This is a genomic window from Vibrio sp. 10N.247.310.98, from assembly GCF_041467395.1.
Classification (GTDB): domain Bacteria; phylum Pseudomonadota; class Gammaproteobacteria; order Enterobacterales; family Vibrionaceae; genus Vibrio; species Vibrio crassostreae_C.
Genome location: NZ_JBFSUL010000003.1, coordinates 160,350 through 173,747, shown reverse-complemented (window position 1 = coordinate 173,747; position 13,398 = coordinate 160,350). Strand labels below are relative to the sequence as shown.

Below are 13,398 nucleotides of genomic sequence, written 5' to 3'. Positions count from 1 at the left end.
GCCGTCTTTAAAGTGTGCGAGCGCAAGTAAACGCATCTTCATCTGAATGGTTTTTGAATGGTGGCATTGGGATGATGAAACACTAGCAGAAATATTGCCACCATTCCAAAAAGATTGCGGTGAGTTTTTGGCTTACTTTGAGCAAGTCTAACCCCAATATATTTTAAGTCTGAAACTAAAAAAGCAGCCTAAGTGGCTGCTTTTTCGTTTAATAACTTTATAGCGGTTTAGCTGGCAAGCCGTTTAGTTCGCTAACTGATTAATTAGAAAGCTTAGCCTCGACTTGCCCAAGTGCGCGTTGGTACATAAACCAAGCACATGTACCGGCAAGCACATTACCCACCATGGCACCCCAGAACAGGCCTTCAATACCAGCAAGCTGCGAACCAATCCACAAGCAAGGCAAGAAGAAGGCGAACAGGCGCAGTGCTGATATCGTTAAGGCAGTATAAGACTTACCAAGCGCATTCGAGATAGAAACCATCAGCATACAGATACCCAACGGCCCTAAACTGATAGGAACGATAAGTAAGTGGTAGTTCAAAATGGTCGAGACTTCGTCTTCGCTGGTCATGAGATTTGCCAACCCGCCAGAGAACACCCAAGTTACTAGTGCGATCACCAATTGGAATCCTAATACAAACATCACGGCAATCTTCACAAGACTACGTATGTTCCCTAGGTTCTTTTCTCCCAACATTCGGCCAATCATAGGTGGCATCGACATAGTCAGAGCAAGCACTGCAACAATCGAAAAGAACTCAAAACGTGAACCTAGCGCCCAAGCTGCAACCGCTGCTGTGCCGTAGCCTGCAAGCAGTTTGGTGGCGAGCATCGAAGAGACTGGTGGCAGTAGCTGACTGATCATCGCAGGCCCCATGATGTTTCCTATAGAACGAATACTCTTGCCGATATCAAGATCGTGCCAGTCGAATGTCATCCAATGCTTCTTAGTTACCTTAGGAGCAACGATAAAGATACCCGCACCGAACGCCAAGATGGTCGCAATCGCGGCTCCGTTGATGCCCATGTCGAGCGTGAATATGAAAATCGGGTCCAATATCAAGTTGATGATGCTGGTCGCGATCATCATCGAACCGGGCAGCATGGTATTACCATTGGCACGACACACACTGTAGAAAAAGTAGAGCAGTGCGCCTGTCCAAGAGCTTACCAGCCAATAGATCCAGTAATAATCAATGATCGGCAGTACCGTCGGTGGTGCATCGAGGAGTTGTAAAATAGGACCACGCAACAGATAGATGATGACCGAGAACAGCGCGACACTCACACTGCCCATCGCAACGACTAATCCGCCGAGCTGTTTGGCATAGCGTATCTCGTTAGCCCCAATAGCTCTCGCGATCACAGCCGTTGTCGCGATGCCTAGTCCGACTTGAATCCCGATAATGATCATCTGAATTGGTAGCGTGAAGCCTTGAACCGCGAGCGGCAGTACGCCTAACTGGCCAATAAAAGCACTGTCTACAAGTTGGAAGCTCATCAGGGAGAGCACCCCAAACAGCATTGGCCATGTCATTGTATAGAGTTGTCGGCCAAGAGAAGGCGAGGGAGTTGCGGTCGTAGAATTCATAACACTCTTATCAGTCTTGAAGGTAGGTTTGTCGTAGTGACAATCCACTCAATGAAGAATTGCGTAAAGGATAACGTAACGTTAGCTCGATACCAATAAATGTCATTAAATCTATCGATATTACCTTTGCACAGTTTCATCGGTATGTGAGCATTGTGCAATGCAACTTTATGCGTTCGCTTATTGAAATTTAAGGTGTCGTATCTTGTTTCTGAGTTTTATATTAGCGGATTGGGTCTAAAGGTTTTCCATTCGACTATTTCTAATGTTTCGCTTTATCCCGATAACTTGGTGGCGTGACTCCAACCCAACCTTTGAATGCACGATTGAAATTACTCAAGTCGCTGTAACCCACTTGCCAACTGATGTCTTGAACAGAAAGGTTGGTCTCTTCAAGTAGCTGTTTTGCTTTAGCTTCCCGAACTTGTTCTTTGGCTTGTTTAAAGAGAATGTTTTTGCTCTTCAGGTTTCTCTGCAGCGTTCGTTTTGTCATGCCGAGCATGGTCGCAAACCACTCAATATTGAACCAAGGTAGAGTCGCATAGGTGTCTATTAATATCTCGACAGCGTGATGCCAATCTTGGGTACTATTTCGTTCTGAAATGGCACGATAATCATCGGGCAGCGGAATCGAGAACGCACCGTATTGCTCTTCAAACTGAATATCAGAATCAAAGAAATGCTTAGGTAATTTACGTGCGCTGTTGTTCTTAGAGACCAACTTGGCGTGTGATGGTTGCCAGCGACTGTCAATGAACTTACGGCAGAGGCTAATCACGGTCAGGGCGCGAAACCATTCTGCTTGTTCAAAACCTGAGGTCGATGGGTCATAGCAACTTCGATGACACAGCCACCACAATCCATCGCTTTTTTCCGTCCATATGGTGACGTGATTACTTAAGGTCGATATTTCAGTAATCAAGCAGCGTACCGCTTGCTCGAGAGAAGTGCATTGTTCAATTTTTCGGTCTAGCTCAGGTGACAATTGCTCTAGAGAGGCCTTACGTCCAACCTCAATCCCTATCGAATAGCCAAACTTACGCTCAAGGCCATGAATGAAGCGAATCACGTCTTGTGTAGGAAGCCATTGATTGGATTGTGTCAGTTCAATGGGTAGACCGCACGCAACGGCGACGGTGCGCCAATCCAGTCTATGTTTGTCACAATACTGAATATATGGAGCAATGTTACTGGTCGAAGTGAGCAGTATGCTGGTGGTGTTCGATGATGCTTTCATTGTTTTGTGCCTACCATTAAATGTCATCAAGTGACCTAATTAAGTGTAGCGCATCTCCCTATACTTTTCCTAACCCAAACAGGAGAACAATTATGAAACTTAAACACATTGCCGTTCTAGTATCGTTAGCGACCCCATCATCATTTGCTCTTGCAGCAAACCCAGTTGAAGAAGCTCTGAAAGTTGAAGGTGCTCAAGTTACCTTGACCGTGAAAGAGGCGAGCACAGCATTTACCCCAAGTTTTACTGACTCAGCTCGTGAGTTATTCAATAACTTTCATTGGCAGATGGGCGGCGACCACAGCGTTTACTACAACATGCACATGAGTGAGTTTCTACCAACGGCACTGGCGGCTCCAAACGAAGAGTACAAGCCTTTAGTCAAAAATATCGACCCACGACTCGCTGCACTGAAAGTTGATACTGAAAGCAAAGGTCAGTTGACAATGGATGAGTACTTGGCGGATGAACAGTTCCGTACCCAAGGCTTTATGTTGATTCACAAAGGGGAGATCGTTTACGAAGCTTACCCAGGTATGAAGCCGACAGATACGCACGTTTGGGCATCTACAGCAAAAACGACGGTTGGCACAGTGATCGCAATGTTAGTGGAAGAGGGCAAAGTCGACCCTGAAAAAGAGATCGCTGAGTATGTTTCTGAATTGAAAGGAACGAACTGGGATGGCATCACAGTACACCAAGTTCTGAACATGTCGACCGCGCTAGACAATGAAGAGACATTAGAGTCTATCTTGAACCCAGACTCTGATGTGGTGCGTTTCTTTGCGGCATCGTTTAACTCACCTCGTGCAAAAACGGGTGAAATGGAAACTTGGATGGAAGTGGCTCAAGGTGCACAGAAACTGGAAGGTGAAAAAGCCGGTGACCATTTCCGTTACGCATCTATCAACACCATGGTGCTGACTAAGTTAGTTGAAAACGTTGAGAACAAAACTTGGACTCAAGTATTCGAAGATCGTGTTTGGTCAAAAGTGCACGCACGTCAACCAATGCAATTCAACTTGACGCCAGATGGCATGGCGATCGCGGTTGGCTTGGTTTCATCAACGGTAGAAGACATGGCTCGCTGGGGAACACTATTTACACCTAGCTGGAAAGCGGTGGCTGATGAGCCAGTGGTGTCACAAGCTGTGATTGATCGTATCCGCAACGGCGGTGATCCAAAAGCATTCGTAGGTACTAGCAAAGAGAGCAGTTCACTGCACGCATACAACGAAAAAGCAGACTACAACGCATACCAATTTGATTTCATTTTCAATGACGGTGCAATGTCGAAAAGTGGCAACCTAGGCCAATTTATTTACATCGATCCTGCACGTGACTTTGTGGGTGTGATGTTCTCAACCAACCCATACCACTCAGGTTTTGGTGAGAATAAAGGCCCTGCACTAATGCGTTCGGCAGCAAAACTACTTGCTGACAAGTAATCTATTTATTACCTAACAGGATGTTCCAGGCTTCAAGGAGGAAGCAAACGACTTTCGAGAGATATAATGAAAAAGTTTGCTCTATTAATCCCGTTGAGTTTAGGTCTAGCCCTTCCTGCACATGCCGATTCAGATTCCGAACGTGTTATCGATCCTGCTGATGTCACTAAAGTTTATACTCAAGCTGCATTGATGCTGAATGGTAGTTCAGATATCCAATTTCAAGGGCAAGTTTCTGGCGGTTTAGAAAACGGTCAGCAGTTTGCCCTACTGGCCGAAGGGACGTTTGTCGATGAAAGCAACACAGCGCTTCGCGATCCAGACAAATTCGGTACAGAGTACAGCAACTCTAGAATTCAGTACTTCCACGTCTTTGAAACGGGGACGAAAGCTACGCCTAAAGTGGGTCTTTCATTAGATTATATTAATACGCGCAACAGTATTAAAAATGACTTATTGTCGGTTGGCGGTGTTGTTGCGATTAATCCAGCTTATACCGGTGGATTCCTGGTATTTCCAAGAGCAGGACTGATGACTGGTAGTATGGAGATCCCTGGCGTCACTTCATCTAAAGATGATTTAACGGGATACTCGCTTGGTTTGATTACCGCGAAGCATCTCGGTGACTCTGGCGCTTATGTGTCTTTGGTTCCTGAGTGGCAAGATCTTTCTGGTGATGATATCGACATGCAAAACTTCTCATTTAAAACATCGTTAAATGTGCCGATGAACACTGCAAGAACTTGGTGGTTGAATACGCGCTATGACATTACCAAAGCGGATGTTGATGTGAAAGGTGTGCCAATGCCGAATGGTTGGCAAACCGAAGCTTGGGTTGGTGTGAGATACTACTTCTAGCGCTCTAGCCAGCTAATTTGGAAAGAACCTAAAAAAGCCAGTCAACGTGACTGGCTTTTGTCGTTAAGGTACCGCGTGAAGCGTTACTTATTTACTTATTTACTTATTTACTTATTTACTTATTTATTAGCAACGTTACCTAGCTTCAACCACGTATCGATAACCGTATCCGGGTTTAGTGAAACAGAGCTGATGCCTTGCTCCATTAACCACTCTGCTAGGTCGTCATGGTCAGATGGGCCTTGGCCACAAATACCCACGTATTTACCCGCTTTGGTTGCCGCATCGATCGCCATTTTCAGCATTGCTTTCACGGCTGGGTTACGCTCATCGAAGAGGTGTGCCACATCGCCTGAATCTCGGTCGAGGCCAAGTGTCAGTTGCGTCATGTCGTTTGAGCCGATAGAGAAGCCATCGAAGTACTTCAAGAACTCATCAGCCAAGATTGCGTTCGATGGTAGCTCACACATCATGATCACTTTCAGACCTTGGTCGCCACGGCGAAGGTCGAATTTAGCCAGAATGTCGATAACCGATGCCGCTTCGCTTGGCGTGCGAACGAATGGGATCATGATTTCAACGTTCTTAAGGCCCATTTCGTTGCGAACGCGTTTGATCGCTTGAGTTTCTAGCTCGAAACAGTCTTCGAATACTGGTGAGATGTAACGAGATGCACCACGGAAGCCCAGCATTGGGTTCTCTTCATGCGGTTCAAACGTTTTACCGCCGACTAGGTTGCTGTACTCGTTCGACTTAAAGTCAGACATACGTACGATCACACGCTTAGGCCAGAATGCAGAAGCGATAGTCGCGATGCCTTCTGTTAATTTGCTTACGTAGAAATCGATAGGATCTTTGTAGCCACGAATACGTTCGTTGATTTCCGCTTTTAGCTCATCCGTTTGTGCATCGAAGTTAAGCAGCGCTTTAGGGTGAATACCGATCATCTTGTTGATGATGAATTCTAGACGAGCAAGGCCAACACCTTCGTTCGGGATTTGTGCAAAGTCGAAGGCACGATCTGGGTTACCCACGTTCATCATTACTTTGGTTGGTAGCATTGGTAGCTCATCAACCTCAGAACGTTTGATTTCAAAATCGAGTTCGCCGTTGTAAACGTAGCCTGTTTCGCCTTCTGAACATGACACTGTCACGGTATCGCCATCGTTTAGGCTGCTTGTTGCTGTACCACAACCAACAATCGCTGGGATACCAAGCTCGCGAGCAATGATCGCAGCGTGACAAGTACGGCCACCACGGTTAGTCACAATCGCAGACGCTTTCTTCATCACAGGTTCCCAGTCTGGGTCTGTCATGTCAGTTACCAGCACGTCGCCTTCTTGAACCAGTGACATTTGGTCTAGAGAATCAACCAAGCGAACAGGGCCAGAGCCGATACGCTGACCGATAGCGCGGCCTTCAACCAAGACATCCGCCTTATTGTTTAGCTCGTAACGCTCGATAACGTTTTGATCGCTTTGAGAACATACGGTTTCTGGGCGAGCTTGAACAATGTATAGCTTGCCGTCGATACCATCTTTCGCCCACTCGATGTCCATCGGACGTTGGTAGTGCTTCTCGATGATCATCGCTTGTTTTGCTAACTCTTTGATCTCTTCATCGTTGAGTGAGAACTGGTTACGCTCTTGCTCGTCAGTATCAATGATGTCGACTTGCTTACCGATCTCTTGATTGGTCGAGTAGATCATCTTGATCAACTTAGAACCAAAGGTCTTCTTCACGATAGGCTGGTGGCCTGCTTCTAACATTGGCTTGTGCACGTAGAACTCATCTGGGTTCACTGCGCCCTGTACAACCATTTCGCCAAGACCCCAAGAAGAAGTGATGAACACGACTTGGTCGAAGCCTGACTCAGTATCAAGCGTAAACATCACACCTGAAGAGGCTTTGTCTGAGCGAACCATGCGTTGGATACCCGCAGACAATGAAATGCCACGGTGGTCAAAGCCTTGGTGTACACGGTAAGAGATAGCGCGGTCGTTAAACAGTGACGCGTAAACGTGCTTGGTTGCTTCGAGTACCGCGTCGATGCCTTTCACGTTAAGGAAGGTTTCTTGCTGGCCTGCGAAAGAAGCATCTGGAAGATCTTCTGCGGTTGCCGATGAACGAACCGCTACAGACAATTCTTCGTTGTCTTCAATTAGCTCACGGTAGTTCTCACGGATGTCTTGCTCTAGTGATTCTGGGAAGGGTGCATCTAGAACCCATTGTCGAATCGTTGCACCTGTCTTACGCAGTGCGTCAACGTCTTCAACATCAAGTTCATCAAGTAGTTGGTGGATGCGCTCATCAAGACCTTTGTAGTCAAGAAAGTCGTTAAACGCATAAGAGGTGGTAGCAAAACCATTAGGTACAGAAACACCAGCATTGGACAGGTTAGAAACCATCTCGCCCAGTGAGGCGTTCTTACCGCCGACTTTGTCGACATCTTCCATGGATAGGCCATTGAACCATAGGGTATTATTTTGCATTTATTTCTCCAGAAACATAGCAAGCATTGTAGGGATTTAAAGGCAAACGATTACGTATCAGTTTAAAAAAATGTAAATTATTTTTTAAAGCTGTGGGGGACGTAATAGTCAGCAGGGTTTCGTTATATATATTATGGTTCCCATCCTACTCAAAATAATTTTAAACATTAAATAAAAAATGCAAATTGATATCCAAAGTCGTGATGTATTCTATGTTTCTGATGGAACGGCCATAACATGTGAGACTTTAGGGCATGTTGTTCTAGGTCAATTCCCTTTTAAAGCCAATGAAAAAACCTTTCCGTTTGTGGAAAGTGAGGACAAACTTTCTGATTTATTAAAAGAGATTGAAATTTCGTATCGTGATACCGGATTAGAACCGCTAGTGTTCTTTTCGATTGTGATACCTGATATCAAAACCAAATTGCTAGAAGCGCCCGCGCACTGTTATGACGTGTTAGAGAGCATCGTGCAGAAAGTACAGGATGACATTCAGATGGCGCCTGTTCCTAAGTTGCAGCGCTCACGCAGTGTAAACAAGGACTCGGTGAAGTATTTCGACCGTATTGCTGCGATTGAGTACACGCTCGCGCATGATGATGGCATCACGCTAAAAGGGCTGGAAGAAGCCGACATCATCTTGTTGGGTGTTTCTCGAAGTGGCAAAACACCAACAAGTTTGTATATGGCGATGCAGTTTGGCTTACGCGTAGCAAACTACCCATTTATCCACGATGACTTGGCACGCTTAAAGCTGTTGCCAGAGTTTGAGATTTACCGACATAAGCTGTTTGGTTTGACCATTGATGCAGAAAGGCTCACTGAAATTCGTGAGAACCGCTTAGCAGGCAGCGAATACGCCAGTGACTCACAATGTTTGTATGAATTGCAAACGGTAGAGGCGATGTTCCGTCGAGAAGCGATACCTTACATCAACACCTCTTCACTATCGGTTGAAGAAATTTCGACACGAATCTTGGAGCGAACAGGTTTGAGAAGGCGTCTGCTGTAAGACAAAGCCTTAGAGAAATAGAATGGCCAGATAAAAGAAAATCGAAGCTCGCAGTTTACACCTGAGAGCTTCGATTTTTTGTTTGTGCTCGTTGTAGTCGCTTGCGAGTCAGAGCTTGTTTTCTTAATCAGAGCTTGCTTTCTTAATCGAGATAGCTTTCTAGCGAAGTAAAGACAGCTTTAGCGTTTCACTTTTCTTTTCTAACCAGCGTTCAAGTGCTGGTGGCCATGTGATGCTTGGTTCTACGCAAAAGCCACGAAGCATCGAGAAATACACCGCTTGATCGACTAGAGGCAGTGATGACTCACCATTCTCTAGATCCAGTAAGAGTTCGGCATCTTTCAGTAATGGGTTAATCAGTTGAACGAACTGAGGCGTCTTTTCTAACAGTTCTTCAAAGTTAAAACCTTCGGTCTCTTTACTGGCACGCCAAGCTTCTTTGGCTCCAGAAGAGCGATATTCAGCCAAGTCGAGGTTCCACCAACGTGGGCGTCCAATCTGTTGAGTAAGAGGGAATGCGCGAGTTTGGAACACAGTCACTTGCTCAGATGGCACACGCTGCTCATCGCTTGATTTCAAGTCCATGAAGTACGCGATGATATCTAGGCTCTCTGCCATGATAGAGCCATCGTCTTTTTGTAAGACGGGCACCATCTTTTTACCGATCAGATCGATAAGGGTTTGGGCATCATCATAATCGACAGAAACAAGCTCAATGTTCAAGCCTAGCGATTGAGCAATGTAGGAGACTCTTGCACAGAAAGGGCAGTGGCCGTAAATGTAAAGCTTCATAGCTTCCCTCATTCGGGTCTTTCTTAGTATAAGATGATGCTAATGTACCAGAAACTTTCGCAGACAATAAGCCTTTGTTAACAAGAACTATTCACTGCGATTAAGTGCTCGGGGATATCAAGAGAACGATGGGAATAAGCACTTAGTGTAGAAACTCGTTGCCTAATTCTATTGTCAGTTGAGTGCGGTTTTATTGTAACGAGTAAGCGAATGAGAAAGCTAGTGGGTAAATTACAGGCATAAAAAAGGCTCTGGCTGCTTACTCTAATGCAGAAGAGTGAAGTCAGCCAAAGCCTCAATTTTGTTACCTTTAGTAGAGTGACTACTAAAAGGGCAGAGTGGTTAAACTATGCTTTTTTAAGATCTTGCGCTGGGTAAGTAAGCGTCATTGCGCCTTCTACCGTTGTAACGTGAACGTAGCCGCCACCAGCACTTAGGCCAGTTACTACCATTTCACCTAGTTCAACACCTTTTGTTGCTACAACGCGATCATCAACTGAAAACACTTTACACACCTTCAATAAATTAAATAAATACGATAGATATCGAACGCGGATTTAAACAGATGGGACCTCAATCAACTAATCCGGTTATTTGTCGTAAAGATTAAATTCAGTTATGTATAAATAATTATGTATTAAAAATCAGTTTGTTAACTTACGCTGTGACGTTATTTATCCGCTGGATACACTACACCAACTTGTTGGCGCATCTCTGTAATTAACTTCGCAACCGTTAAAGCGCGCAGTTGGGCCTGCGCTTGTGTTGCGTTGTCGCCAGCAATGCAGCTAGCAAAGGCCTGCGCTTCGTAACTCATGGAGTTTTCGCTTTGTGCTTGAGTAAGGTTTTCTACCGTGCCATCGCGGTAGCGGATCTTAACGTCAGTACATTCAGCGATGTGATCGATGATGATCGCCCCTAATTCACCTTGGATCTCGCTTGGCGCATAAGAGTCGCTGACTTTGGAGTGCGCAAGGGTCACATCAAACTCAGGGTATTGGAAGATCGCACAGCCATGAGCATCGACACCTGAATCAAGTAGCTTTGCAGAAGCCTGTGCGTTTTCAGGTTTGCCAAATAGCGCGACTGTCGCGGCAACACAGTAAAAGCCAATATCGACCAATGAGCCGTTAGAAAAAGCTGGGTTGAAGGTATTTGGGTTCTCGCCGTTTAGGTATTTTTGGTAGCGCGATGAATACTGGCAGTAGTTGATGTGTGCTTTATGTACCTTGCCAATCTTTTCTAAACCAAGTTGAATTTGCTTAAAGTTCGGCAGAAACTGAGACTTGTACGCCTCAAACATCACCACACCGTTCTTCTGAGCGACCTCAAACATTCGGGTTGCTTCATCAATATTCGATGCGACAGGCTTTTCACAGATGACATGTTTGCCGTGCTCCATCATGAAGATGGACTGTTCGCAATGGAGTGAATTCGGTGAAGCGATGTATACGGCTTCAACCGTTTTGTCATTGGCCAATGCGTCGAGTGAGTTATACGTCGTTTCAACGTCAAACTCTTGGGCGAACTGTGCCGCACTGTCTAGATTTCGAGAGTAAACCGCTGCAAGTTGCATCGATTGAGATTCGTGAGCAGCTTGAACAAACTTTTGTGTAATCCAATTCGTTCCAATTACAGCAAACTTAATCATATAGGTGTCCAATAGTTAGTGTATTGATTCTGCAGAGATAGTAGCACTCAACGGCTGGCAATGTGCCTGAGATTTACGGAACAATTTCCCTAAACATAGTGCCTAATATTAATGTTCAGCCTTCACAGAGCGTCTGAGTTGACCAGTGTAACGGTGCACAACTAAGCCATTTTTGCTAAGGTGTTATTGAATTCAAACAAGGTGATGATATGCAAATCCGGACGGCCAAGGTAACTGATATTAACGCGATCTTAGCGCTCTCTGAGCAGATAAACCGTCAACATCATCTTGGTGCGCCTATGGTATTTGCACCAGCGTCACAAGGCTTGGCCGACAGTGAAGAGTATTGGTTAGGTTTGATGCTTGACCCACTTGGCGCTTTCTTGGTTGCAGTCGATGACAAGCAAGTCGTTGGTTTTTTAGCGGGTAAGGTAACGCAGAACAAAGGGGTCAGTTTTATTCAGCCGCACAAGGTGGCAAGGGTCAATACGATTGTGGTGAACGATCAGGTTCAGAGCCAAGGTGCTGGTCGAGCGTTAATGAAGTCTTTTAATCAATGGGCGCAGGCGAGAGGAGCGATAGAACTTAGGTTGGAGGTAATGGAGTTTAACCAACAAGCTCAGGGTTTCTATGAGTCGTTAGGAATGGAAACTCAGTCACGAACCATGTCCATGCGTTTTGAGGAGATCTAAAGGTGCGTCTGTTTCTGCCTTTATCACTGTGTTTACTGTTTGTGGCTTCGAACGCGAATGCTGAGCAAGTCGTGGTCGAGAAAATAGTCTCTGACGCGACCGCTATCGAAACCATCGTATTCGAGTCTGCACCGGCTCATTCTCAACGTGTCTCAACGTCTTCATCTAACTCAACCTCTTCCACGAGCTCAAACTCCGAGCATGTGATTATTGTGGATGATGTTCTTAACAGTAGCCCTGATGAAAAGGTAGCTCAGTTTTCTCAAGGGTCATCGAAACGTCCACCTCAAAGTTCCTCTCGACAGTTTTACAACGTACCGGATAGCGCATCTGAGATAGATTCGCTGTCGCAAGTGGTTACGTTAGTTAAAGTCGATAAATCGAAACGTAGGATGTATCTGCTAAAAGGTGAAGAGGTGATTCAGGAGTTTCGTATTGCGCTAGGCAAACAACCGAAAGGGCATAAACGCTTTGAAGGGGACAACCGAACGCCGGAAGGGGAATACCAGCTCGATTATGTGATGGAAGAGTCGGACTTTTATCGCTCAGTACATATTAACTATCCGCAACCTTCGGATATGCAATGGGCAGAGCAAAATGATGTAGATCCTGGAGGAAACATCAAAATCCATGGCATCAAAAACGGCGAGCGTCGTTCGCCGAGCTTTATTCAAAGTTTTGATTGGACGGATGGCTGTATCGCGTTAACCAATCAAGATATGGATGAGTTTCTCCAACTTGTAAAAATGGGTACCCCTATCCATATCGAATGGTAGTCATTGGTACCCAGTTTTCTTAATCACTTTCCGCAGTCAATTAGCGCAATCAATTCGCGAAACCAATTCGTAAAAGCAACGTCCAAAATTAAACGCTAAAGCCGTTACAGTAAGACTCGACCTGCACTGAATATTGCAATCACAATCAGCAATGTAATGGTGACTGGCTTAAACTTCGCTCCACCAAATCTTTCGAACAGTTTAGAACCCACATAACCGCCAAACATGCTGCTTGGTAGAAGCGCGAGAGTCAGCCAAACTACATCGCGGTCGACTAACCCAGCGATAGATGCCGAAACAAACGCAGTGGAATCAGCCAATACAAAGAAGGCTATCAGGCCTGCTCTGGCAATGTGCGGACCGACTGGGCTTGCTAATGCATGAGTGCCAATTGGAGGCCCTGACATCGAAGCCGCGCCGTTCATTACACCCGCAAGGCTTCCTAGAATATAGGGAGTAAATCTAGGTTCGCTTTTGTACTGGAAACCTTTGTAGATCATAAGTGCAGACGCAAAAATGAAGGCACTGATGATCAAGATGATCGTGTCTTGGCTAACGGATTTAAGCAGAAGTAAGCCGACTGGTGTGAAGGCAAAACAAGGGATAAATACCTTTAAAACCCAGCGCCAGTTAACGTGTTTTCGAACTTTAGGCAGTAATTGAACATTGCCTAGGAGATCGATCAACATGAAGACAGGAACCAGTTCGATAACAGGCACGAATAACGCACTTAATGGCAATGCCACTAAGGTGAAACCGAAACCTGAGAAGCCACGAACAATAGCGGCGAAAATGAAGATTGCACCCAAAATTGGGAAGGTTGGACTAAAAATGAGATCCATAAAT

12 protein-coding genes and 1 pseudogene are annotated in these 13,398 nt (G+C 45.4%); 6 read left to right on the top strand and 7 right to left on the bottom strand.

Features of this window, described 5'->3' with window-relative positions:
- Positions 1-52: 52 nt before the first annotated feature.
- A pseudogene (locus AB6E78_RS02525) lies at positions 53-151 on the top strand (phosphonate metabolism protein); the annotation flags it as partial.
- A gap of 108 nt (positions 152-259) precedes the next feature.
- On the opposite strand, the gene AB6E78_RS02520 reads toward AB6E78_RS02525, so the two are convergent.
- Together AB6E78_RS02520 and AB6E78_RS02515 are read right to left on the bottom strand one after the other, a co-directional pair.
- Positions 260-1,594, bottom strand: a complete 1,335-nt coding sequence (locus AB6E78_RS02520) for an MATE family efflux transporter (protein WP_102321071.1) — start codon at positions 1,592-1,594, stop codon at positions 260-262.
- A 262-nt stretch (positions 1,595-1,856) separates the two neighbouring features.
- Positions 1,857-2,831 carry an AraC family transcriptional regulator gene (locus tag AB6E78_RS02515; RefSeq protein ID WP_102321070.1) on the bottom strand — a complete coding sequence of 325 codons (975 nt, stop codon included), beginning with the start codon at positions 2,829-2,831 and terminating at the stop codon, positions 1,857-1,859.
- Between the two features lie 92 nt (positions 2,832-2,923).
- On the opposite strand from AB6E78_RS02515, the gene AB6E78_RS02510 reads away from it, so the two are divergent.
- Together AB6E78_RS02510 and AB6E78_RS02505 are read left to right on the top strand one after the other, a co-directional pair.
- Entirely contained in the window at positions 2,924-4,279 is a 1,356-nt protein-coding gene (locus tag AB6E78_RS02510) for a serine hydrolase (protein WP_017060556.1), read from the top strand.
- 66 nt (positions 4,280-4,345) lie between these two features.
- Positions 4,346-5,137 carry a hypothetical protein gene (locus tag AB6E78_RS02505; RefSeq protein ID WP_017060557.1) on the top strand — a complete coding sequence of 264 codons (792 nt, stop codon included), beginning with the start codon at positions 4,346-4,348 and terminating at the stop codon, positions 5,135-5,137.
- Between the two features lie 119 nt (positions 5,138-5,256).
- On the opposite strand, the gene ppsA is transcribed toward AB6E78_RS02505, so the two are convergent.
- Complete coding sequence (ppsA, locus tag AB6E78_RS02500) at positions 5,257-7,629, bottom strand: phosphoenolpyruvate synthase (protein ID WP_372127733.1); 2,373 nt, start codon at positions 7,627-7,629, stop codon at positions 5,257-5,259.
- 178 nt (positions 7,630-7,807) lie between these two features.
- On the opposite strand from ppsA, the gene AB6E78_RS02495 reads away from it, so the two are divergent.
- Positions 7,808-8,641 carry a pyruvate, water dikinase regulatory protein gene (locus AB6E78_RS02495; protein ID WP_017060559.1) on the top strand — a complete coding sequence of 278 codons (834 nt, stop codon included), beginning with the start codon at positions 7,808-7,810 and terminating at the stop codon, positions 8,639-8,641.
- 159 nt (positions 8,642-8,800) lie between these two features.
- Here AB6E78_RS02495 and grxB read toward each other — a convergent pair whose 3' ends face one another.
- The 3 genes from grxB to AB6E78_RS02480 form a co-directional block, all read right to left on the bottom strand.
- Entirely contained in the window at positions 8,801-9,433 is a 633-nt protein-coding gene (gene grxB, locus AB6E78_RS02490; protein WP_372127736.1) for a glutaredoxin 2, read from the bottom strand.
- A gap of 347 nt (positions 9,434-9,780) precedes the next feature.
- Positions 9,781-9,939, bottom strand: a complete 159-nt coding sequence (locus AB6E78_RS02485; RefSeq protein ID WP_004733064.1) for a hypothetical protein — start codon at positions 9,937-9,939, stop codon at positions 9,781-9,783.
- A 164-nt stretch (positions 9,940-10,103) separates the two neighbouring features.
- Entirely contained in the window at positions 10,104-11,084 is a 981-nt protein-coding gene (locus tag AB6E78_RS02480; protein WP_372132563.1) for a Gfo/Idh/MocA family protein, read from the bottom strand.
- Positions 11,085-11,293: 209 nt separating this feature from the next.
- Here AB6E78_RS02480 and AB6E78_RS02475 point away from each other — a divergent pair, with 209 nt between their 5' ends.
- The gene (locus AB6E78_RS02475; RefSeq protein WP_065584882.1) at positions 11,294-11,776 is read left to right on the top strand and encodes a GNAT family N-acetyltransferase; all 483 of its coding nucleotides are present in this window, start codon (positions 11,294-11,296) and stop codon (positions 11,774-11,776) included.
- Between the two features lie 2 nt (positions 11,777-11,778).
- Complete coding sequence (locus AB6E78_RS02470; RefSeq protein ID WP_017064906.1) at positions 11,779-12,552, top strand: murein L,D-transpeptidase family protein; 774 nt, start codon at positions 11,779-11,781, stop codon at positions 12,550-12,552.
- A gap of 104 nt (positions 12,553-12,656) precedes the next feature.
- On the opposite strand, the gene AB6E78_RS02465 is transcribed toward AB6E78_RS02470, so the two are convergent.
- Positions 12,657-13,394 (bottom strand): sulfite exporter TauE/SafE family protein, encoded by a 738-nt coding sequence (locus tag AB6E78_RS02465; protein WP_372132560.1) that lies wholly within the window; start codon positions 13,392-13,394, stop codon positions 12,657-12,659.
- Between the last annotated feature and the right edge of the window lie 4 nt (positions 13,395-13,398).